Origin of the sequence: uncultured Alsobacter sp. (assembly GCF_945952055.1) — a bacterium.
Lineage (GTDB): Bacteria > Pseudomonadota > Alphaproteobacteria > Rhizobiales > Beijerinckiaceae > Alsobacter.
Map to the genome: position 1 here is coordinate 94280 of NZ_CAMFHB010000004.1, position 21515 is coordinate 115794.

Annotated in this window: 23 protein-coding genes; 12 read left to right on the forward strand and 11 right to left on the reverse strand. The window is 69.5% G+C overall.

Annotation, left to right across the window (positions count from 1 at the left end):
• The 5 genes from Q0Q47_RS04545 to Q0Q47_RS04565 all read right to left on the reverse strand — a co-directional run bounded on the left by Q0Q47_RS04545 (position 1) and on the right by Q0Q47_RS04565 (position 4278).
• Entirely contained in the window at positions 1-456 is a 456-nt protein-coding gene (locus Q0Q47_RS04545) for a tripartite tricarboxylate transporter TctB family protein (protein WP_293855020.1), read from the reverse strand.
• A gap of 107 nt (positions 457-563) precedes the next feature.
• Entirely contained in the window at positions 564-1334 is a 771-nt protein-coding gene (locus Q0Q47_RS04550; protein ID WP_293855023.1) for an enoyl-CoA hydratase-related protein, read from the reverse strand.
• Between the two features lie 99 nt (positions 1335-1433).
• Positions 1434-2591 (reverse strand): thiolase, encoded by a 1158-nt coding sequence (locus tag Q0Q47_RS04555; protein WP_293855026.1) that lies wholly within the window; start codon positions 2589-2591, stop codon positions 1434-1436.
• Complete coding sequence (locus Q0Q47_RS04560; protein WP_293855029.1) at positions 2588-2977, reverse strand: OB-fold domain-containing protein; 390 nt, start codon at positions 2975-2977, stop codon at positions 2588-2590. Before Q0Q47_RS04560 ends, Q0Q47_RS04555 begins: the two co-directional genes overlap by 4 nt.
• On the reverse strand, positions 2974-4278 hold the full coding sequence (locus tag Q0Q47_RS04565; RefSeq protein ID WP_293855032.1) for a CaiB/BaiF CoA-transferase family protein: 1305 nt from the start codon (positions 4276-4278) through the stop codon (positions 2974-2976). Before Q0Q47_RS04565 ends, Q0Q47_RS04560 begins: the two co-directional genes overlap by 4 nt.
• Positions 4279-4423: 145 nt before the next feature.
• On the opposite strand from Q0Q47_RS04565, the gene Q0Q47_RS04570 reads away from it, so the two are divergent.
• From Q0Q47_RS04570 to Q0Q47_RS04585, 4 genes are read left to right on the forward strand one after another with little or no spacing between them, the layout of a single operon-like run.
• Positions 4424-5185 (forward strand): SDR family oxidoreductase, encoded by a 762-nt coding sequence (locus Q0Q47_RS04570; RefSeq protein ID WP_293855035.1) that lies wholly within the window; start codon positions 4424-4426, stop codon positions 5183-5185.
• A gap of 37 nt (positions 5186-5222) precedes the next feature.
• Positions 5223-6503, forward strand: a complete 1281-nt coding sequence (locus tag Q0Q47_RS04575; RefSeq protein WP_293855038.1) for an aromatic ring-hydroxylating dioxygenase subunit alpha — start codon at positions 5223-5225, stop codon at positions 6501-6503.
• 31 nt (positions 6504-6534) lie between these two features.
• Entirely contained in the window at positions 6535-7011 is a 477-nt protein-coding gene (locus Q0Q47_RS04580) for a MaoC/PaaZ C-terminal domain-containing protein (RefSeq protein ID WP_293855041.1), read from the forward strand.
• Positions 7008-7766, forward strand: a complete 759-nt coding sequence (locus Q0Q47_RS04585) for a ThuA domain-containing protein (RefSeq protein WP_293855044.1) — start codon at positions 7008-7010, stop codon at positions 7764-7766. Before Q0Q47_RS04580 ends, Q0Q47_RS04585 begins: the two co-directional genes overlap by 4 nt.
• 160 nt (positions 7767-7926) lie before the next feature.
• Here the strand turns inward: Q0Q47_RS04585 and Q0Q47_RS04590 are convergent, their stop codons facing one another.
• Positions 7927-8241, reverse strand: a complete 315-nt coding sequence (locus Q0Q47_RS04590; protein WP_293855047.1) for a Rieske 2Fe-2S domain-containing protein — start codon at positions 8239-8241, stop codon at positions 7927-7929.
• Positions 8242-8407: 166 nt separating this feature from the next.
• Positions 8408-9571, reverse strand: coding sequence for an acyl-CoA dehydrogenase family protein (locus Q0Q47_RS04595; protein WP_293855050.1), 1164 nt, complete (start codon positions 9569-9571; stop codon positions 8408-8410).
• A gap of 101 nt (positions 9572-9672) precedes the next feature.
• Between Q0Q47_RS04595 and Q0Q47_RS04600 the strand changes: the two genes are divergently transcribed.
• From Q0Q47_RS04600 to Q0Q47_RS04615, 4 genes are read left to right on the forward strand one after another with little or no spacing between them, the layout of a single operon-like run.
• A complete protein-coding gene (locus Q0Q47_RS04600) occupies positions 9673-11043 on the forward strand; it encodes an FAD-dependent oxidoreductase (protein WP_293855053.1) in 1371 nt (456 codons plus the stop codon).
• Complete coding sequence (locus Q0Q47_RS04605) at positions 11040-11477, forward strand: hypothetical protein (protein ID WP_293855056.1); 438 nt, start codon at positions 11040-11042, stop codon at positions 11475-11477. Before Q0Q47_RS04600 ends, Q0Q47_RS04605 begins: the two co-directional genes overlap by 4 nt.
• On the forward strand, positions 11474-11869 hold the full coding sequence (locus Q0Q47_RS04610) for a MaoC family dehydratase (protein WP_293855059.1): 396 nt from the start codon (positions 11474-11476) through the stop codon (positions 11867-11869). The genes Q0Q47_RS04605 and Q0Q47_RS04610 overlap by 4 nt, the downstream gene beginning before the upstream one ends.
• Position 11870: 1 nt before the next feature.
• Positions 11871-13379: a class I adenylate-forming enzyme family protein gene (locus tag Q0Q47_RS04615; RefSeq protein ID WP_293855062.1), complete on the forward strand. Its 1509-nt coding sequence runs from the start codon at positions 11871-11873 to the stop codon at positions 13377-13379.
• Between the two features lie 192 nt (positions 13380-13571).
• Here the strand turns inward: Q0Q47_RS04615 and Q0Q47_RS04620 are convergent, their stop codons facing one another.
• From Q0Q47_RS04620 to Q0Q47_RS04630, 3 genes are read right to left on the reverse strand one after another with little or no spacing between them, the layout of a single operon-like run.
• Complete coding sequence (locus Q0Q47_RS04620; RefSeq protein ID WP_293855065.1) at positions 13572-14465, reverse strand: SDR family oxidoreductase; 894 nt, start codon at positions 14463-14465, stop codon at positions 13572-13574.
• Between the two features lie 7 nt (positions 14466-14472).
• A complete protein-coding gene (locus Q0Q47_RS04625) occupies positions 14473-15327 on the reverse strand; it encodes an enoyl-CoA hydratase-related protein (RefSeq protein ID WP_293855068.1) in 855 nt (284 codons plus the stop codon).
• Entirely contained in the window at positions 15276-16523 is a 1248-nt protein-coding gene (locus tag Q0Q47_RS04630; protein ID WP_293855070.1) for an aromatic ring-hydroxylating dioxygenase subunit alpha, read from the reverse strand. Before Q0Q47_RS04630 ends, Q0Q47_RS04625 begins: the two co-directional genes overlap by 52 nt.
• Before the next feature lie 165 nt (positions 16524-16688).
• Between Q0Q47_RS04630 and Q0Q47_RS04635 the strand changes: the two genes are divergently transcribed.
• The 3 genes from Q0Q47_RS04635 to Q0Q47_RS04645 all read left to right on the forward strand — a co-directional run bounded on the left by Q0Q47_RS04635 (position 16689) and on the right by Q0Q47_RS04645 (position 18159).
• Entirely contained in the window at positions 16689-17210 is a 522-nt protein-coding gene (locus Q0Q47_RS04635) for a VOC family protein (RefSeq protein WP_293855072.1), read from the forward strand.
• An 83-nt stretch (positions 17211-17293) separates the two neighbouring features.
• Positions 17294-17839 carry a nuclear transport factor 2 family protein gene (locus Q0Q47_RS04640; RefSeq protein WP_293855075.1) on the forward strand — a complete coding sequence of 182 codons (546 nt, stop codon included), beginning with the start codon at positions 17294-17296 and terminating at the stop codon, positions 17837-17839.
• A 2-nt stretch (positions 17840-17841) separates the two neighbouring features.
• Positions 17842-18159: a 2Fe-2S iron-sulfur cluster-binding protein gene (locus tag Q0Q47_RS04645; RefSeq protein WP_293855078.1), complete on the forward strand. Its 318-nt coding sequence runs from the start codon at positions 17842-17844 to the stop codon at positions 18157-18159.
• A gap of 183 nt (positions 18160-18342) precedes the next feature.
• Here the strand turns inward: Q0Q47_RS04645 and Q0Q47_RS04650 are convergent, their stop codons facing one another.
• Positions 18343-19965, reverse strand: coding sequence for a class I adenylate-forming enzyme family protein (locus Q0Q47_RS04650; protein ID WP_293855081.1), 1623 nt, complete (start codon positions 19963-19965; stop codon positions 18343-18345).
• Positions 19966-20314: 349 nt separating this feature from the next.
• Here Q0Q47_RS04650 and Q0Q47_RS04655 point away from each other — a divergent pair, with 349 nt between their 5' ends.
• Positions 20315-21442 carry an ABC transporter substrate-binding protein gene (locus tag Q0Q47_RS04655; RefSeq protein WP_293855084.1) on the forward strand — a complete coding sequence of 376 codons (1128 nt, stop codon included), beginning with the start codon at positions 20315-20317 and terminating at the stop codon, positions 21440-21442.
• Positions 21443-21515 lie beyond the last annotated feature (73 nt).

The following is a 21515-nucleotide window of genomic DNA, read 5'->3' on the forward strand; positions in this document are numbered from 1 at the left end:
TCAGTACATCGGCAGGTTCAGCTTGAGGCCGACCTGGAAAGCGAACGCGATCGCCACCAGGGACACCGCCACCGCGGCCGTGCGCCTGACCGAGAAGGTCTGGGATGCGAGCGAGGCCACGAAGACCATGGCCACGATGCCGACGGTCATGTTCACGAAACGCGACAGCACCGCGAAGACGACGAGCGCCAGCAGGATGAGGCCGATGTTGCGCACCTGCAGGTCGGCCGGCGCGCGCGTTCCGAACCAGGCCTGGATCAGGGTCAGGACGCCGATGCAGAGCAGCGCGGAGGCCACCACGAGCGGGAACAGGCCGGGGCCTGCCCGATAGAGATGCCCGATCTCGTAGTTCAACGATCCGAGGCCGAAAGCGAGCGCGATGGCGCACAGGAGCAGTCCGCGGGCGAGCGTCTGGTCGAGCATGGCTGGGCGTTCCCCGTGTTGGCGGCGAGCCATGGACCCGCTCCGATCGCGACCGGGCGGTTTCCCCGCCCTTAAAGTTCTATTCTTAGAACTTTATCAGCCGCCGTCTTCCGGTCAAGGCGGAAGCGTGCGGGGCGCCCTCAACGGCCCGTCCAGCGCGGCGCCCGCTTGTCGCGGAACGCGGCACGACCCTCGATTGCATCGTCGGTCGCAGCCAGCGCCGCAAACTCGTCCTGCATGGCGCCGAGCGCCTCGGCGAAGGCGAGCCGCTCGACGAGGCGCATCGCGCGCTTGCCCCTGCGAATGGCGGTCGGGCTGTTGTCGACGAGACGCGCGAGGAGCGTGCGCAGCGCCTCGTCGAGATCCGCTGCCGCGACGACGCGGTTGACGAGGCCGACCTCCTGCGCCTGGCGCGCGTCGATGGGCTCTCCCGTGAGCGCGAGTTCGGTGAGCGTGCGACGCGAGACCAATCCATCCAGCACGCACAGGACCTGGAACGGGAAAAGACCGACCTTCACCTCGGGCAGGCCGAATGTGGCGTGGTCGGCGGCGACCGCGAGGTCGCACATGGCGAGGAGCCCCATCCCGCCTGCAACGGCCGCGCCGTTGACCCGCGCCACGAGCGGCACGGGACAGTCCCTGGCCGCGACGAAGAGTCGGGCCAACGGCGAGCGGGCCGGCGCCGCATCCGTCCCGAACGGCCCCGAATTGTCCTGGAGGTCCGCCCCCGCGCAGAACGCTCTGTCCCCGGTCCCGGTGAGCACGATCGCGCGGACGTCCTGTTCGCCGGCCGAGAGGATCGCCGCCTCCATGGCCGCAACGAGTGCGTCGGTGAGGGCATTGCGGCGCTGCGGACGATCGATCGTCAGCCAGAGCACGCTGTCGCGCCGTTCGATAATGAGATCGTCCACGTCAGGCCGCTCCGGCGCCGTCGGCCATGAATGGCCGCCCCGCACCTTAAAAGCCTAACGTTGGAACTATCGGATCGTCAAACACGCCCCGCCGCAAGTTCACAGCGTCGCGGCGGTCCCCAGGATGTTCGTGACCTGGCTCGACAGCACGCCGCCATTGCCGTGGCACAGCGCCACGGAGGCCCCGGGCACCTGGCGCGCGCCGCCCTCCCCGCGCAGTTGCCGGACGCCCTCGACCAGGGTGAACAGGCCGTACATGCCCGGGTGGCAGCAGGAGAGCCCGCCGCCGTTGGTGTTCACCGGCAGGCTGCCGCCCGGCGCGATGGCGCCGCTGGCGACGAAGGGGCCGCCCTCCCCCTTGGCGCAGAAGCCGAGGTCCTCGAGGAAGAGGATCGTGTTGATGGTGAAGGCGTCGTAGAGCTCCACCACGTCGACGTCCTTGGGGCCGAGGCCGGCCTGGGCATAGGCCCTGGCGCCGGACCGCGCCGCGCCGGTGACCGTGAGGTCCGGCATGGCGGCGATCTCCTTGTGGGTGATCTCCTCCGCCCCGCCCAGCAGGTAGACCGGCGGCCGGGCGAGATGCCGGGCTCGGTCGGCGCGGGTCATGACGATGGCGGCGGCGCCGTCGGTCACGAGGCAGCAGTCGCGCACGCCCAGCGGATCGGCGACACGGCGGGCGGCGAGGCACTCCTCGAGCGTCAGGTCGCCGCGCATGAAGGCTTCGGGGTTGCGCTGCGCCCATTGCCGCGCCGCCACGGCCACGTGGGCGAGATGCTCCTTCGTGGTGCCGAACTGGTGCATGTGGCGGGAGGCGGCGAGCGCGTAGCCCGTGATGGGGTTCAGCGGCCGGTACGCGCGTTCGTGGATCGAGCTCGTGAGGGCCGAGACGAGCTTGCCCGCATTGCTGCGCTGGTTGCTGCCGTAGGCGATGACCACCGTGTCGCAGAGCCCGGCATCCAGTGCCAGCGCCGCCCAGATGGCGTGGGTGAGGAAGGCGGAGCCGCCGGTGCGGTTGTTGTCGGTGACCTTCGGGCGGATGCCCAGGTACTCGGCGAAAGCCAGCCCCGAGAGAAAGTCGTTCGGCAGGCACAGGAACAGCCCGTCGACGTCGGAGAGCTTGAGGCCTGCGTCGTCGAGCGCCAGCAGCGCTGCCTGGGCCGCGAGGTCGATGGCGTCGTAGCCCGGCGCCTCGCCCTGGCCGAAGGTGGCCGCGCCGACGATGGCCGCGCGGCCCCTGGGGAACGGATCGAGGCTCACGACGATGCTCCCCCGGCGGCGGGCACGAAGACGACGACCGGGTCGGGATCGCCGGGCACGATCCTCGCCTCCACGGCGAGGCCGATGGTCACGGCGTCCGGCGCGATGCCCTCGACGCGGGCCATCATGCGCGGCCCCTCCGCGAGGTCGACGAGGCAGACGTTGTAGGACGGCGCGGGCGGCTTGGCGCGGATCACGGTGGTCGCGTAGACGGTGCCCCGGCCGGAAGCCTCGACCCAGCCCACGCGGGTGTCGCCCGTGCCGGGCTCGGCGATGCGCGGCGGAAAGAAGCAGCGGCCGCTGCCCTGCGCCCGCTGGAGCATGAACCGCCCGGCGGCGAGATGCGCCAGGAACTCCTGCTCGGGCTTCGGCGGTGTCGGCGTCACAGGATGTCCCCGCGCTTGAGGTCGGCGATGTCGTCCTCGCCCATGCCGAGCAGGTCGCGCAGGATCTCCTCGTTGTGCTCGCCGGCCAGCGGCGGCGCGCGCTCGTAGCGCGGCGGGCTGTCGGAGAGCTTGAGCGGGCTGCCGACCACGCGCACGTCGCCGAGCACCGGGTGGCTCAGGGTGACGAACATGTTGCGGGCGGCGAGCTGGGGGTCCTTCTCGATGTCAGGCATGTCGTTGATGGGCCCGCACGACACCTTGGCGCCGTTGAGCACGGCCATCCAGTGCTCGCGCGGCCGGGTGCGCAGCACGTCCGCCATGAGCGTGCACAGCAGCTTTCGGTTCTCGAGCCGGTCACGCGAGCGCACGAAGCGGGGGTCCTGCCCCCATTCGGCGTGGCCGAGCGCCTCGGCGAGGCGCGCGAACTCGCGGTCGTTGAAGGTGGCGATGAGCATGTGGCCGTCGGCCACCGGGAACACGCCGTTGGGCACGGCGGTGGGATGGTCGTTGCCGGTCTTGGGCAGGGGCGCGCGGGCGTTGAGCCAGGAGCCCAGCGTGTTGAGCAGGATCGCCACCTGCGAATCGTAGAGCGCGATGTCGACGTGCTGGCCGCGGCCGGTGCGCTCGCGGTGATAGAGCGCGGTCATGATGCCGATGACGGCGTTGTTGCCGGCGGTGATGTCGGCGATGGGCACGCCGACCCGCATGGGCCCGCCGCCCTCCACGTCGTCGGGATGCCCGGTGACGACCATCTGCCCGCCCATGGCCTGCGCCAGGTAGTCGTAGCCGGAGCGGTCGGCATAGGGCCCGTCCTGGCCGAAGCCGGTGACCGAGCAGTAGATCAGCCGCGGGTTGAGGGCCGCGAGCTGCTCGTAGCCCAGGCCGTAGCGCTCCAGCGTGCCGGTGCGGAAGTTCTCGATGAACACGTCGGCCTGCGCCGCGAGGCGGCGCAGCACCTCGGCGCCCTTCGGGTTGGCGAAGTCCAGCGTCAGAGAGCGCTTGCCGCGGTTGACGGTCTGGAAATAGGTCGACTGGTCGACGCCCGGCGTGGTCTGGGACGAGATCCAGGGCGGCCCCAGTGTGCGAAGGTCGTCGCCGCCGCCGCGGCGCTCGACCTTGATCACGTCGGCCCCGAGATCGGCCAGGGTCTGGCCGGCCAGGGGACCGGCGACGACGCGGCTCAGGTCGAGCACGCGGATGCCTTCAAGCGCGGCGGGAGCCCGGCGTTGCGTGCTCTCGCCGGGTCCGGCGTCCCGCTCGGCTGCCGATGACGTGGTGTCGAGCGAAACGGTGTCCGCCACGAAAGGCTCCTCCCTGGCTGGAGCTTGCCGGTTATGATCTGGCTTGCTCATGTATATACTCAATCCGCGTTTGCGTATACATGCAAGTGCCGACATACTCGGGGGACCGGCTTCGAAGGGGTCGGCGGAGAACGGTGGAAGCGCCATGGATCTAGGGCTCGCGGGCAGGAAGGCCGTCGTCACCGGCGCCACGCGCGGCATCGGGCGCAGGATCGCGGAAATCCTTGCGGATGAAGGCTGCTCGGTGGGCATCTGCGCCCGCGGCGAGAAGGGCGTGCGCGACACCGTGGCCGCCCTTTCGGAGCGGGGCGTGAAGGCCACCGGCGCGACGCTCAACGTCCGCGACGGCGCTGCATACAAGGCCTGGCTGCAGGCGGCCTGCGAGGAGCTCGGCGGGCTCGACATCCTGATGGCCAACATCAGCGCCGGCGGCGGCATGGACAGCGAGCGCAACTGGTACCGCAACTTCGAGATCGACCTGATGTCGACGGTGCGTGGGGTGGAAGTCACCCTGCCCTTCCTGAAGCAATCGTCGGCCGGCTCCATCCTCGTCATCGGCACGATGGCGGCGGCCGAGACCTTCGCCGGGCCGATGGCCTACAACGCCATCAAGGCGGCGCTGGTCACCTATTCCAAGCAGCTGTCGCAGGAGCTGATGACAATCGGCATTCGCGTGAACTGCGTGTCGCCCGGGCCGACGCTCTTCGACGGCAGCGCCTGGGAAATGGTGCAGGTCGCGAACAAGAAGTTCTATTCGGGCGTCATACGCCAGCAGCCGGCCAGGCGCATGGCGGTCGTGGACGAGATCGCCCGGCCGGCCGTGTTCCTGGCGAGCCCGGCGGCGAGCTGGGTGTCGGGGAGCCATCTGCTCGTCGACGGCGGCTACTCGAAGCGGGTGCAGTTCTAGAACCGCCCGCGCCCCACGGATCGTTTGGAGAATCGCCATGGGTATCGACCGCATCAAGCCGACCGACTTCACCGTCACGCCGGTCGACCGCGCCCCCGACCCCAAGCTCGGCCACGCGCTCGTTCCCAAGGAGCGCTACATCTCGCCCGAGTGGATGCAGCGCGAGTGGGACGGGCTGTGGACCAAGGTGTGGCTGCTCGGCTGCCGCGAGGACGACATTCCGGAGCCCGGCGACTACTCCGTGCAGGAGATCGGCCGCGAGTCGATCCTCATCGTGCGCCAGCCGGACATGTCGATCCGCGCATTCTACAATGTTTGCCAGCACCGGGGTAACCGGATCATGGCGCCGGGCACGGGCAAGGCGACGAGCTTCAAGTGCGACTACCACCACTGGGAGTACCGGCTGGACGGCGGCTTCGAGCGCATTCCCGACGTCGAGACCTTCCCGCAGGGCGTGCCGTGCGGCGGCCTGCCGGAGATCCCCTGCGACACGTCCAACAGCTTCGTCTGGTTCAGCCTCGATCCCAAGGCGGGGCCGCTCAAGGACTACATGAACCCGCTCGAGCAGCACCTCGGCGCCTACCACTTCGAGCGCATGGTCAAGACGCGCGACTGGACCGTCGAGTGGGACTGCAACTGGAAGACCTCGGTCGACGCCTTCAACGAGAGCTACCACGTCCAGGGCGTCCATCCGGAGCTGCTCTACTACCTCGACGACTACGACGTGCAGATCGACTGCTACGAGCGGCATTCGCGCTATCTCGTGCCGTTCGCGACGATCAGCCACCGGGTGCACGAGACCACCGAGATCCCGCCGCTGATCAAGCTGATCATGACGGAGGCCGGCATGGACCCGGCCGACTTCGACGGGCGGGTGCCGGAGGTGCGCAGGGCCGTGCAAAAGTGGAAGCGCGAGCACGGGCCGCGCGAGGGGCTGGACTATTCGGACCTCAATGACGACCAGCTCACGGACGACTACAACTACCTGGTCTTCCCCAACGTCACGCTGAACATCCATGCGGACGACCTGATGCTGTTCCGGCACCGCCCGCACCCGACCGACCCGGACAAGATGTTCTTCGACCTGCAGAACTACCGCCTGCTGAAGGCAGGCGAGGAGAAGCCGCGCGCGCCGCGGCACCAGAGCTTCAAGCACGGGGAGCAGACGCTGGGCCGCGTCATCAACCAGGACGCCGCCAACCTGCCGGGCGTGCAGCGGGGCATGCACTCGGTCGGCTTCAAGGGCCTGTGGCTCAGCGAGCAGGAGCTGCGCATCCGCCACTTCCACAAGGTGATCTGCGACTATGTCGGCGAGTGAGGCGCCGGGGCAGCCCTCTCCCGCGCGCCAGATGCCCGAGCGTCATGTGCCGCACCGCTGGTTCGAGGACCTCGTGGTCGGCGAGACGACGCGCTCGGCCGACCGCGTTGTCGACGGCGAGGACATGCTCGCCTTCGCCACGCGCTATGATCCGCAGTTCTTCCATGCCGATCCGGAGGCCGCGAAGGGCTCCCTGTTCGGAGGGCTGATCGCCAGCGGCATCTACACCGCCGCGCTCTGGCGCATCATGGACCACGCCGAGAACGGCTCCATCGCCTTCGTCTGCGGCGTGGCCTGGGAGAACGTGCGCTGGGCGAGCGCGATGCGGGCCGGCGACGTCATCCACGCCACGTCGGAGCTCCTGTCGACGCGCCCCTCCTCCAAGCGCCCGGAGACGGGCGTCGCGATCTTCCACCACGAGGTGCGCAAGGCGAGCGGCGAGGTGGTGCTAGCCTTCGACAGCGTCGACCTCGTCTACCGCCGCCCGTCCGCCCCGGGGACCCCATGACGCTGCCGCTCGAGCCCTCCTCGCCCGCCGATGTCGTGCTGATCGCCGGCGGGCTCTACCACGACGTCGACTATGCGCGCCTGCGCCTCCTGGAGGCCCTGGGCGGCATCGAGGCGGCGCGAACCCGGGTGTTCGAGGACTACGACTGCCTCGACGCGCTCGCCGCCACCCGCACGCTCGTCACCTACACCTGCGGCGTGCTCCCGGACGACACGCAGCGCGCGGCGCTCGCCGCCTTCCTGGCCCGCGGCGGGCGCTGGCTCGCCCTGCACGGCACGAACTCGCAGCTGGTGCTGGAAGAGGGCAAGCCCATCGCCTGCCCGCCGATCCACCCGGAGCTGCGCGCCATGCTCGGCAGCCAGTTCATGGCCCACCCGCCGATCGGCCGCTACAAGGTCCGCAACACCGCCTCGACCCATCCGCTGGTTGCCGGCATCGGCACCTTCTTCGTCGAGGACGAGCACTACCTCCAGGACGTCGACCCGGACGTCGAGGTGCTCCTGTCAAGCCGCTTTTCCGGCAAGACCGAGATGTTCGAGCGCGCCGAGTGGGCGGACGGCGAGCAGCCGATCCTGTACCTCAAGCCGCACGGACAGGGCGCCGTGCTCTACCTGACGCTGGGCCATGCCCGCGGGCGCTACGACATGCGGCCGATCTCCGACCGCTATCCGTTCGTCGAGCGCGGCGCGTGGCCGCTGCCGGTGTTCCAGGAACTGCTCCGCCGCGGGCTGCGGTGGGCGCTCGGAGAGGGGTGAGGGGCAGCCTGCCTTTCTCGCTTGTCCACCATCTCTCCACCGTCCTGGCCGGGCTTGGCCCGGCCATCCACGACTGACGCTCTCAACCGCTGCGAAGTCGTGGGTGCCCGGGCCAAGCCCGGGCATGACGAACGAGAGATGGAGCGTGAGGGCGGAGGCCCTACCCCCTCACCTTCACCTCGACGAGAGTGCCGACCACGCGCACCTGGTACACGGGCAGGTTCGGGCACGCGCCCGACAGCGAGCGCCCCGTCTTGCGGTCGAAGCGCGCGCCGTGGTGGGAGCAGGTGAGGATGTCGCCGTCGACGCGGGCGTCGTCGAGGCTCGCCATCGCATGGGTGCAGTTGCCGCCCACCGCGTAGACGCTCGTGCCGAAGCGCGAGAGGAGCACGTCGCGCCCGCCGGCCTCGACCATGCGGACCCCGCCGTCGGGGATCTGGTAGAGCGTGCAGACGTCTTCGAAGCCGTCGGCCATGGGGAGCTCCTTAGCTCATTCGGTACTTTGCTTCATCCTCTCCGCGTCCTGGCCGGGCTTGGCCCGGCCATCCACGACTTTGGAGCGGTTGAGAGCAATAGTCGTGGGTGCCCGGGCCAAGCCCGGGCATGACGGGCGGAGGGGTGGGCGCCCTTTCGGAAAGCCCTCACCCGCGGCGCTGGTCGAAGCGGCGGCCGACCATGGCGGAGGCGATGTTGACCTTCTGAATGTCGATGGCGCCGCCGGCGATGCCCCAGCCCCAGGCGTCGCGCAGGCGGCGCTCCATCGGGTAGGCCTTGGAGTAGCCGTAGCCGCCCATGAGTTGCACGGCCATGCCGGCGACCTCGCGGGCGATCTCGTTGGCAAAGCACTTGGCGCAGGACGAGTCGAGCACGCTGGGCAGGCCGTCCTCGGCGTTGCGGGCGGCGCGGTGGATGAGGAGGCGGGCGGCCTCGACGCGGATCTGCATCTCCGCGAGCTTGATCTGCACGCCCTGGAACTCGACGATCGGCCGGCCGAACTGCTTGCGCTCCTGCACGTAGGCGACCACGTCCTCGAGCGCGCCGGAGGCCTGGCCGAGCGACATGGTGGCGTTGCCGCAGCGCTCGAGATCGAAGGCCTCCATGAGCTTGCGGAAGCCGCCAGCCGGCACCACGACCGCGTCGAGCGGCAGTTCGACGTCGTCGAAATAGAGGTCGCTCGACGGCACGCCGCGGAAGCCCATGAGCTCCTCCTGCGGGCCGAAGGTGAAGCCGGGCGTGCCCTTCTCCACGTAGACCGCGCCGATGCCCTTGGCGCCCGGGTCGTCGCTCATGCGGCAATAGATCAGGTAGCCGTCCGCATGGCCGCCGCCGGAGCACCAGCGCTTGCTGCCGTTCAGGATCACCTTGTCCCCGACGATGCGCGCGCTGGTCTTGAGGTCGGTGAGCGCGCTGCCGGCATCGGGCTCGGACATGCCGATCGCCACGACCTTGTCCCCGGAACAGACGGCCGGCAGCACCCGCTGCTTGAGGCTCTCCTGTCCGAAATGCTCGATGGCGCGGCAGGGACCAACGCAGGATTCGAACACCGGGAAGCCGACCGCCGAGGAGATCTTGGCGAACTCCTCGACGACGAGCAGCGCGTCGAGATTGCCGAGGCCCAGCCCCCCGTATTTCGGATCGACGTTGATGCCGAGGAAGCCCATCTCGGCATAGCGCTTGATCCAGGCATGCGGCACAGGCTTGTTGGTCTTTTCCAGCTCCTCGGCCAGCGGCGGGAGCTGCTCCCGGGCGAAGCGCCGGGCGGTCTGCTGCAACGCGACCTGGTCCTCGGAGAGGCGGAAATCCATGGGCGTGTCCTCGGTGGGTGTCTCTTAAAAATACACGGACGCTATCCAGCATATACAACATGCCCGGTCCACGATAGTCTCCCGCGCAAAGGGAGGAGCGCATGGCCATGGACCCGGCGTTCGACGTGGTGGTGATCGGCGCGGGCGGCGCAGGACTGGCCGCGGCCTCCACCGCGGCCTCGTGCGGAGCCCGCGTCCTGCTGGTCGAGGCCGACAAGACGCTCGGCGGCTCCACCGCGCTGTCGGGCGGCGTCGTCTATGCCGCCGGCACCAGCCTGCAGCGATCCTGCGGCGTCGAGGACGATCCGGCCGCGATGGCGCGCTACTACATGGCGGTCAACCAGTACAAGCTCGAGGCGGCGCTGGTCTCGCGGCTGTGCCACGACTCCGCCGCCGTCTTCGAATGGCTGGTCTCCCTCGGCGTGAGCTTTCCCGAGGCCAACCTCTACGTCTCGGGTGTCGACGGCATCCGGCGCGGCCATCGCGCCGCGGGGCACGGGGCCGAGATCGCCGCAGCGCTCGAAGCTTCGCTCGTCGGACAGTCGGTCGAGACGGCGGTGGCGACCCGCGTGCGCTCACTCGTGCGCGACGAGACGGGCGCCGTGTGCGGCATCAATGTCGAGGGCGAGGATGTCACCTGCCGTGCGGTGGTTCTGGCCACCGGCGGCTTCGGCGCCAACCCGACCATGCTCGCCGAGCACTTTCCCGACGCGCTTCGCCACCCCGACCTCGCCTGGTACATCGGCTCACGCCAATGCAAGGGCGACGGGATCGCCATGGGGCTCACGGCCGGCGGCGAGCTCAGCACGCGCAACCGCGGCCTCCTGCTGCTGACGCCGGGCTTCGCCAAGGAGCTGGAGGTCTACCTGCCGGGATGGGTGGCCTTCGTGAACCACGAGGGCCGCCGCTTCATCGACGAGACGGTCGAGTACTCCGTGCATGCCGAAGTCATCCGCGAACAGACGGCCGGCGAGTGCTTCGCCGTGTTCGACGAGGCGTCTCGCCTGGCGGCGACCGGCAAGCCCGCTCCGAACTGGTCGGCGGAACGCCTCGCCCATTTCGCGGCCACGGGTCATGTGCGCTCGGCCGCGACGGTCGAGGCCCTGGCCGAGGACATCGGCGTACGCGCCGAGGCCATGGCTGAAACGATCGCCGCCTACAACCGCAACTGCGCCGCGGGCCACGACAGCGACTTCTTCAAGGACCCGCAGTGGCTGAGGCCCATCGCCACTCCGCCCTTCTACGCGGCCCGCGTGCGGCCGGCCGTGATCTGCTGGACCGGGACGGGCCTGCGCATCGACGCCCAGGCGCGCGTGCTCGACCGGGCCGGGCGCCCCATCCCCGGGCTCTTCGCGGCGGGCGAGACGACGGGCGGCATGTTCGGGCCGTGCTATGCGGGCGGCGGCGCGTCGATCACCAATGCGCTGGTCTATGGCCGAGTCGCGGGCCGCAACGCGGCGGGGGCGGCATGAACGGCCCGCCCTCCCCCGAAAGCCTCGTCGGCCGCAGGCTCCCCGGCGGGACGCTCGTCATTGCGCCCACGGACGACGCCGCGCTGCGCGGCATCCTCGGCAGCGCCGCCGGCCCGGCCGGCGAGGCCCATCCGCTCTTCGGCTTCATCGGCGCGATGCGGGGCATGGGGATCGACTGGCACGGCTTCTTCGCCCTGTGCGGCGCGAGCGCCGACGACGGCCCCATGATGGGCGAGACAGACCTCGACCTGCGTCGACCGCTCGCGACAGGCCAGGCCTACGCCGTCACCGCCACGATCGTCGGCTTCGTGCGCAAGGAGGGACGGCGCACCGGCCCCTTCGACGTCGTGACGCTGCAGGTCGACATCGCCGACGAGAGCGGGCCGGTGGCCGTGCTGCGCCAGTCCATCATCCTGCCGAGGGCCGCCCGATGAAGCCCGGAGACGTGCTCGGCCCCTCCCCCGTCGGGTCCATCGAGGCCGCGCCAATGCGCGTCATGTCGGACCTGCTGCGCGACCCGAACCCCATCCACCTCGATCGCGCGGCGACGCGGCGCCTGGGTCTCGGTGACCGGCTGGTGAATCCGGGGCCGATTAACATGGGGCACCTCATGGAGATGCTGGGGCGCGTCGGCGCGATCCGGCGCCTCACCCTGCGGCACCTGGGCACCGTTCGTGAGGGCGACAGGCTCGTGGCGGGCGGGATCGTGCGCAGTGTCGAGGACGCTGCGGGCGAGCGGCGTGCGACGTGCGAGGTGTGGCTCGACCGCGACGACGGCGAGCGCCTTCTGGCGGGAACGGCCGTGCTGGCCATCGGAGACGACTGACGTGGACGACTTTTCCCAGTCGCGGGACCTCACGGTCTACGGCCTGTTCAGGCAGGCCGCCGGGCTCGGGCCCGAGCGGGTCGCCATCGAGTGGCGCGGACGGACGTGGTCCTACGCCGACCTCCTGGGCTCGGTGGACCGCCTGGCGTCGGAGCTGGCCGCACGCGGCATCGGCCGGGGCGACCGCATCGCCGTGCTCTGCGAGAACCGGCCCGGCTTCCTGCGCCTGATCCTGGCGGCGGCCGCGCTCGGGGCCATCGTCGCGTGCCAGAACACGCGGCAGCGCCCGCGCGAGATGCAGCACTGCCTCGACCTCGTGGGGCCGTCGCTGGTGATGGTGTCCGAGCGGCACCGCCCGCTCGTCGATGCCCTCGACCTGCGGGGCGTGCCGGTCGAGGTCGTCGAGGACTGGCCCGCCGCCGCCGCGCCCCCCGCCCCGTCCACGCCCTTCGCGGACGTCCGGCCGGCCGACCCGCTGCTGCTCATCTACACGAGCGGCACGACCGGCCTGCCCAAGGCCGCGGCCATCTCCCACGCCGCGGAGATCGCCCGCATGGCGGTGGTGCGCATGGACCTCGGCACGCGGGCCGGCGACGCCATGATCGCCTGGGCGCCGATGTTCCACATCGGCGGCACCGACCAGTCGCTCGCCGCGCTCATGACCGGCGGACCCGTGGTCGTCATCGACGGGTTCGACGTGCCGGCCCTCGTCGACGCGCTCGGCCGTCACCAGGCGGGCTGGCTGCTGTTGGTGCCCGGCGCCATCGAGCCGCTGCTGGACGCGCTGGAGGCCTCTCCGGCGGGGGTGAAGGGCGTGCGCTCCGTCGGCTGCATGGCGGACCTGGTGCCGGCGGCGCTGGTGGCACGCACCACCCGCGTGTTCGACGCGCCCTTCCTCAACAGCTTCGGCATGACCGAGACGGGCCTGCCGCCCCTCTCGGCCGACCTGATCCCGGTCGGAACGCTGCCGTCTGTCCTCTCCAAGCGTCTCAACTCCCTGTGCGAGTTCCGCCTGGTCGATCCCGACGGCCGCGAGGTCGAACCGGGCGCGGTGGGCGAAGGCGCGGTGCGCGGGCCGACGCTGTTCAACGGCTACTGGAACGCGCCGCAGGCCAATGCCGAGAGCTTCGCGGACGGGTTCTTCCGCATGGGCGACCTGTTCCGCCGGACGGCGGACGGCGGCTACGACTTCGTCGACCGCGCCCGCTATCTCATCAAGTGCGGCGGGGAAAACATCTACCCGGCCGAGATCGAGCGCGTGCTGCTGGCCGACCCGCGGGTCGCCGACGCGGTGGTGGTGCGCAAGCCCGACGCCCGATGGGGCGAGGTGCCGGTGGCCTTCATCGCCCGGCTCGACGGGAGCCTGGACGAAGCCGCCGTCGAGGCGCTCTGCCGGGACGCGCTGGCCGGCTACAAGCGCCCGCGCGACGTGCGGTTCGTCCCCTTCGAGGAGTTCCCGCGCAGCACCTCGGGCAAGATCCTGCGGCACGAGATGGAGAAGCGGCTGTAGGGGGCCGATGTTTCCTGCCTTCTCCAGCCACCCAAAGCCCCTCATCCTGAGCCGGCCTCGCAGAGGCCGAGTCGAAGGACGCAGGATGGCCGGCGCGGCCCCATGGTGCGTCCTTCGACTCGGCCGCGTTGCGGCCGGCTCAGGATGAGGGGCGTGGAGGCAGTGGAGTGAAGGGCAGCCCTGAACCCCTCCTCAAACCACGTTGAAATGCTCCGGCACACCGGCGGGCCACACCGTGCCCCACATGCGCATGCCGCCGTCGATGGTGAGGACGTCGCCGGTGATGAAGTTGGCGCTCGGGGCCGAGAGGTAGACGACGCCCTCGGCGATGTCCCAGCCGTCACCGAGGCGGCGCATGGGGTTGACGTTGTTGAAGCGGGCCGCCGCCTCCGCCGGGTACTGGTTCATGCCCTCGGTGGCGATGGCGCCGGGCGCGATGCAGTTGACGCGGATGCCGAGTGGTGCCCACTCCATGGCGATCGTGCGGCTCAGATAGATCACGCCGGCGCGGGCGGCGCAGGTGTGGGCGGCCTGCGGCATGCCGCGCTCCACATGCGCGACGATGTTGACGACGTTGCCGGGCACGTTGCGCTCCCGCCAGCGCTGCGCGGCGCCCTGCATCATCCACCACGGGCCGTTGAGGTTGGTGTCGATGACCGCGTTCCAACCCTTGCGCGAAAAGTCGATGGCCATCTGCGGGAATTGGCCGCCGGCATTGTTGACCAGCGTGTCGAGGCCGCCATGCCGCTCGAAAACGTGGTCCAGCAGCGAGTCCACCTGCTCGGCATCGCGAATGGAGGCGGTCTTCCAGTCGACTTCGGCCCCCACCTTCTCGCGGATGGAGGCGGCCGTCTCGCTGAGCTTGTCCTCGCGCCGGCCGGCGATGATCACTGTGGCGCCGAGGCGGGCGAAGAGGAAGGCCATGGCCCGGCCCATGCCGCTGCCGCCCCCGGTGATGAGGACGCGGCGGCCCTTCATCAGGTCCGGATGGTAGACGGTCGGCTTGCTCGCGAGTTCGTCGTCGCTCAGCCCCCAGTTGGCCTCGTTGGGCATGGGGCGCGTCGCCCCGGTGCGGGTCTTTGCCATCGGTCGTTCACTCTCGGACGAAGCGGGCCGAGCGGTGCTCGGCATAGGCGCCCACGCCTTCGCGGCTCTCGGGCGAATTGAGGATCTGCGCGCCCATGCGATGGCCGATCGCGATCGCCTCCTCCATGGAGACGTCCTGCGCGTCGTCGAACAGCGCACGGGCGTGGCGCAAGGCGGACCAGCCGTTGGCCAGCATGGTCTGGGCCAACGCCAGCGCCTCCGGCAGCACCCGTGGCGCGGGCACCACGCGGTTGACCACCCCGAGCTCGCACAGGCGCTGCGCCGGGATCGCGGCCGCGCAGAGGATGATCTCCATGGCGGCCGCGCGCGGCAGTTGCCGCGCCAGGCGCTGCACGCCGCCGGTGAAGGCCACCAGGCCGCGCTTCACCTCCGGCAGGGCGAACACCGCGCCCTCGGCCGCGACCACGAGGTCGCAGGCCAGCGCGAGCTCGAAGCCGCCGGCGACCGCATGGCCGTTGATGGCGGCGATGAGCGGCTTTGCAACGCGCCGCTCGGTGACGCCGCAGAAGCCGCGGCCGGGGATGAGGCCGTGGCCGGCCCCGCGCACGGCGGCCTCCTTCATGTCCATGCCGGAACAGAAGGCGCGGTCACCCGCCCCGGTCAGGACGATCGCCCCCACCGCGGGATCGGCTTCGCCCTCGCCGACGAGGCGGTCGATGAGAAAGGACGTGTCGGCGTCGACGGCGTTGCGCACGTGCGGCCGGTCGATGGTGACGACCAGCACGTCGCCGATGCGCTCGGCGCGGGCGCCGGGACCGGGTGCGGGTTCGCTGGGGCCCGACACGCCGGTCAGGCCGGCACCAGCGCCGGTGCGGCGGCGGAGGACCGCGCGTCCACCCATTCGCCCAGAACCTCGGGCACCCGCATCTCGGGCCTGATGTTCTGCGCGCCGATGCGGCGGTCGAGTTCCTCGTGCCAGTGATAGATGCGGCGCTCCTGGTAGTTGAGCGGGAAGCCCTTCACGCCGTTCGACTCGACCGACTTCTGGATGTGGTCGGCGAACTGCAGGTCCTCGTCGAGGATCGCCAGGAAGTTGGACAGGCGCATGTCCCACACCTCCGGGCGCGGGCCGTCGCCCCAGCTCGGCGAGAACCAGTGCACCTCGATCACCATGGTGTCGATGGTCTCGGGCCAGAAGCACAGGAACGGCATGCCCTGGGGCGCCAGCGGCGTGACGAGGTTCGGGTAGGCCAGGATCGACATGTTCGTGGTGCCGATATAGGGGTCCACGCCCTCGATCTCGGGCAGGCCGCGCACGCCCGGGTCCTTCCAGCCCTCCTTCTTGAAGGGCGTGACCATGCGCGAATGGCCGTGCGGCCACAGGGCGATGGCCGAGCCGCGGTGGTCGAGGAAGCGATCGACCGTGTTCTGGTGGATCGACTTGAGGTGGTACACCTCGAGGAAGGCGTCGAGCAGGATCTTGACGTTGCAGGCCACCTTGATCGCGGTCTTCTCGACGAAGATCAGCGTCTCGGGCTTCATCTCCATGATCGCGTCGCCGGCCGGGCCCATGGCCTCGCGCAGGGGCGGCGCGTCGGGATCGAGGTTGATGAAATAGAGGTTGCCGAGGCTCTCGCAGCGCACCTCGTTGAGCGACCGGCACGACATGTCGAGACCCACGAAGTCGCGGCGGTCGCGCAGGTTCACGAGCTCGCCGCGCGTGTTGTAGGTCCAGCCATGGTACTTGCAGGTGACGCCGCGGGACTCGCCGCTCTCCTCCGTCACGACCGGGGCGCCGCGATGGCGGCAGACGTTGTAGAAGCAGCGGACCTTGCCGTCCTCGCCGCGGATGAAGAACAGCGGCTCCCCGAGCCGCGTCCACTGCAGGTAGCTGCCGGGCTTCGGCACCTCGTCACCGTGGATCGCGTAGACCCAGCTCTTGTGCCAGAGATGCTTCTTCTCCAGCTCCGCGAAGGCTGGATCGACGTAGCGCTCGCGCGGAATGTCGGGCAGCTTGGGGAAGCCCTCGGGCGGGTTGGAGCGGGCGGCCTCGTAGGCGTGGCGGTCGAGGATCGCCTGGACTTCTGCCGGGTTCATGACAGGCCTCCCTGTGCGCCGGGACCCTGCTGCGGGGTCCGATCGGCCAACGCTGACACGATACGAGACTGACACTATGCGACGAGCCGGTCGAGTGGTACCAGAGGGCCATCCGTATACGCAAACGAAAATTTTGTATTATCGGCGAGAGCGGGAGAACGCGGGATGAGCAGGCTCTTCGGACCGGTCATGCAGACCGCCTACGTGGTGCGCGACCTCGACGCGGCGATGGCCCACTGGACCGGCGTCCTCGGCGTCGGCCCGTTCTTCGTCACGGACGCCGTGCCCTATGCCGAGGTGCGCTACCGGGGCTGGCCGATCGCGATCGGCACGCGCGTCGCGATCGCCTATTCCGGAGAGCAGCAGATCGAGCTGATCCAGCAGACCTCCGGGGATCCCTCGATGTTTACCGACTTCCTGGAGGGTGGCGAGGGCATGCACCACGTCTGCGTGGTGGCCTCCGATTTCGCTGGCGCCATGGATCTGGCGGCCCGCCACGGCCTGGAGATCGTGCAGGACGGCGCCACCACCGCCGGCATCCGCTTCGCCTATCTCGACCGGCCGGGAACGCCCCGCGGGTCGGCGCTGGAGATCGTGGAAGGCTCGCGTGGGCTGCTGCGCTACTTTGAGCGGCTGAAGGGCGTGGCCGCCGCATGGGACGGCACGGAGGCCGTGCGTCGGATCTAGCCTGTATATGTTGACGGTCATTTGTGCATACCCTAGCGTCGGCGACACAACGGCGCCGGCAGGCGCACCACAGGGAGGACGTCATGGCCGAGCTGGATCTGGCACGCCGCCTGGACCGGGTGGAATCGCGGGCGGAAATCGCCGAGATCGTGGCGCTCTACTGCCGCTCCTGCGACGACAAGGATGCCCCCGTCCTGCGCAGCCTGTTCACCGACGACGCGGTGGTCGAATCCAAGGACGGCGTGATGCGCTCCCAGGGCATCGACGCCATCATGACCATGTATGACGGCCGCTTCGCCGCGCTCGGCGTCACCGCGCACTGGACCCACGACCACATGGTGCGCTTCGACGACGCGAACCCGGACCTGGCCACCGGATCCCTTTCCGGACACGCCGAGTGCTACCGCAACGGCCGCACCCTGGTCGCCTCGCTGCGGTACGACGACGAGTACCGCCGCGTGAATGGCCGCTGGAAGTTCAGCCGGCGCATCCTGAGCTTCCTCTACTACGTGCCGGTGGAGGAATACGGCGAGGCGCTGGGCAGCGAGTTGCGGCAGCGCGCCTATGGCGACCGCCGTCCCGCCGATTTCCCGGAGAGCATCCCCGGCTGGAAGAAGGGTGCGGCCTGACCATGCCCGTCATCATCGCCACCGACCGCGCCGGCAAGGAACACCGCATTGAGGGCAAGTCCGGCCAGTCCGTCATGCTCAACCTGCGCGAGGTCGGCGGCCTCGACATCGCGGCCATCTGCGGAGGCTCGTGCTCCTGCTCCACCTGCCACGTCTATGTGGACGAGGACTGGATGGACAAGGTCCCGGCCCAGCAGCCGGACGAGTACGAGGTCGTCGAGTTCTCCTCCCACTACCAGCCCAACTCGCGGCTGAGCTGCCAGATCCCGTTCAGCGAGGCGCTGGACGGGCTGAAGGTGACACTGGCCCCGGAGGGGTGAGAGGCGGTTCGCTGCCGCTCGCTTCGCTCCAGCGCTCCCCTTCGCGTCCTGCCCGGGCTTGGCCCGGGCATCCACGACTTTGGCCGCCGGGCAGAGGAGCGCGCGAGCGAACTCCCCTGCGTCACTCGTGGATCCTCGGGCCAGGCCCGAGGATGACGGCGGAAAGGGCGAGACTCGAGATCCCTACCCCAGCCGACGCTGCAGCATGAACTTCTGGATCTTGCTGGCCGACATCGGCCACTCGGTCACGAAGTGGATCTCGCGGGGGACCTTGAAGCCGGAGATGCGGTCGCGGCAGTAGGCAATGAGTTCGGCGGGGTCCACGCTGGCGCCGGGCCGCAGCTCGACGAAGGCCACCGGGACCTCCTGCAGGCGCGCGTCGGGCTTGCCGACGACCTGGCAGAGCTTCACCGCGTCGTGCTGGCCGACCAGCGCCTCGATCTCCAGCGCCGCGACGTTCTCGCCGCCGACCTTCAGCATGTCCTTGGTCCGGCCGTGGAACATCACCGAGCCCGCGGCGTCGCGCGAGCCCAGGTCGCCGGTGTGGAACCAGCCGTCGCGGAAGGCGGCGCGGGTCTTGTCCTCGTCCTTGTAGTAGCCGGAAAACACCGAGAAGCCCCGCACCGCGATCTCGCCGATCTCGTCGGGGTCGGCGTCGGTGCCGTCCTCGCGCACGATGCGCATCTCGAGGCCAGGCAGGGGATGGCCAAGCCGCTGGGTGCGGGTGCGGTAGTCGTCGGTGAGGCGGCTCGTGCTGACGGTGCCGGACGTCTCCGTCATCCCGTAGGTGCCGACCTGGATGCAGTCCGGCAACGCCTTGCGCAACGCCTCGCGGAAGCTGTCGGGCTGCATGGCGAGGTTGCTGTTCATCACCCGGATGCGCGAGAGGTCGGTGCGCGAAAAGTCCGGGTGATAGATCATGTCGCCGATGAACGTCCCGAACGAGGGATAGGCCATCGTCACCTTGTGCTTCTCCAGAAGCTCCAGCGCTTCCCCCGCCTCGAAGCGGGCCATGCCGACATAGGTGGCGCCTACCGCGTACATGGCGCAGATCGGGAAGATGGCGGCGATGTGGAACATGGGCAGCGGCGACCAGAAGACGTCGTCGCCGGTCGCGTCGTAGCGGATGGCGAGCGCCTGCCCCGTGCGCACGAGAGCCTCGTGCGACATGAGGCAACCCTTGGGATTCGAGGTCGTGCCCGAGGTGTAGAGAATCAGCGCCGTGTCACGGACCCGCACGCAGCGACGGACCTCGTCCACCACCTCGGGCGCGACCGTTTCGGCGAGCGCGGCGAAGGCGCGGCGCGAGACGGTGCCCGGCACATCTCCGTCGGCCACGAGCGCGATGAAGCGCAGCAGCGGCGCCTTCTCCAGGTTCAGCGTGTCGCCCGTCTGGTCGGCGAGGTCGGGGAAGGCCTGGCCGAGCCGCTCGATGAAGTCGACGTTCTCGGCCACGCGGGTGGAGGTCACGAGCCCGACGAGGTCGGCGTCCTTCACCAGGTAGGCCAGTTCATGGCTGCGGTAGCGGGCGTTCACGGGGACGGCGACGGCGCCCAGCAGCGTGATGCCGAAGAACACCTCGACAAACTCGACGCAGCTCGGCAGCAGGATGCCGACGTGGTCGCCGCGGCGGACGCCGAGCGCATGCAGGGCGCGGGCACGGTCGATCGCGCCCTTGGCGAGCTCGCCGAAGGTGCGGCTTTCTCCGGTGAAGACGAGGCCCGGCTTGCCGGGATTGTGCGCTGCCGCCCTCAGCAGGACGTCGCCGACGGACGTGACTGCGATGAAGTCGCGGAAATCCAGCATCCTCTCCTCCCCTGACCGTCCGGCGGAGGCTCGCGCGGATCGATTGCGTATACAATATCTGCTCGGCCTGTATGCGCAAGTTTGAAGGTCGGGCGGGGGTCGACGGAAGCACCGTCCGCCCTGCTCAAGGCACTGACTTGCAATGACATTCGCAATGCGACGGACGACGCCGGGGCGTGCGGCGGAGCGCGCCGTTTCGCAGCTGCGAGCGCGGCTTGTATGCTCAACAGCGTTATTGCGTATATATAGACCCTGTTGTACCGTACCCGGGTGAAGAACAGGAGCGGAGCTCCGACAAAGCCAGCTGTGTGCCACCAGCCCAAGCGTGGCCGCTCACAGGGAGGGGAAGATGAACCTGAAAAAGACGATTCTGGCTGCCGTGAGCCTCGCCGCGCTGATGGCGGCGCCGGCCAAGGCCGCCGAGTACACCGTGCTCGTCCTGCAGTCCCTCACCGGCCCCGCCGCATTCATCGGCACGGGCGTGAAGGACGGCATGGTCCTGGCCGCCGAGGAGATCAACGCGAAGAAGGAACTGGGAGACGGCAACTCGCTGAAGGTGGTCGTGGCCGACGACGCCAGCGATCGCACCCAGACGCTCTCGCTCATCACCCGGCAGGCCAGCGACCCCAGCGTTCTCGCGGTGCTCGGCCCGACCAGCGGCTCGGTGGCGCTCGCCGGCGCCAACATCGCCAACGAGCTCAAGATCCCGCTGATCACGACCACCAATATCATGGACGTGCTCAAGAACGGGCCATGGTCCTTCATCCTCACCCAGCCGGCCAGCGTGACCATCCCCTACATCGGGAAGTACACGGTCGACTCGCTGAAGGTGAAGAACTGCGCGATCATCGGGCTGAAGGACAACGAGTCCTACGTCACGCTGCAGAAGATGTACGAGGACTATCTCGTCGCCAACGGCGGCAAGGCCACCTCCAACGAGGGCATCAAGGTTACCGACAGCGACTTCTCGGCCATCGCCACCAAGCTCGCCGACAGCAAGCAGGACTGCATCTTCGTGTCGGCGCCCGCGCCGCAGGCCGCCAACATCATCACGCAGCTTCGCCAGGGCGGCGTGGATCCCAAGACCCCGATCCTGGGCCACAGCTCGCTCGCCTCGCCCGAGTTCATCTCCAAGGGCGGCAAGGCGGTTGAAGGCGTCTACCTGATCGGCGACTGGCTGCCGGGCGGCGCCGACGATTTCGGCAAGGCCTTCGACGCGGCCTTCAAGGCCAAGCACAACGCGCCGGCCGACAACTGGTCTGCGGTGGGCTACGGCGGCATGCGCGTGATCGCCGCCGCGATCAAGGCCGCGGGCCCGAACCCGACCCGCGACGGTGTCCGCGACGCCCTCACCAAGGTGAAGGACGTCAAGGTCGTCGTCGGCCAGGGCCTGTATTCGTTCGACGCCGAGCGCATTCCGCGCCCCGGCATGAACGTGCTCATGGTGAAGGACGGCAAGTTCGTCCTGGCGAAGTGAGTTCAAGACCGCAACGATGATGACGGTCCGCTCTCTCTCGCCCGTCGCCGGGTGCGAACGAGCGGACCCAAGG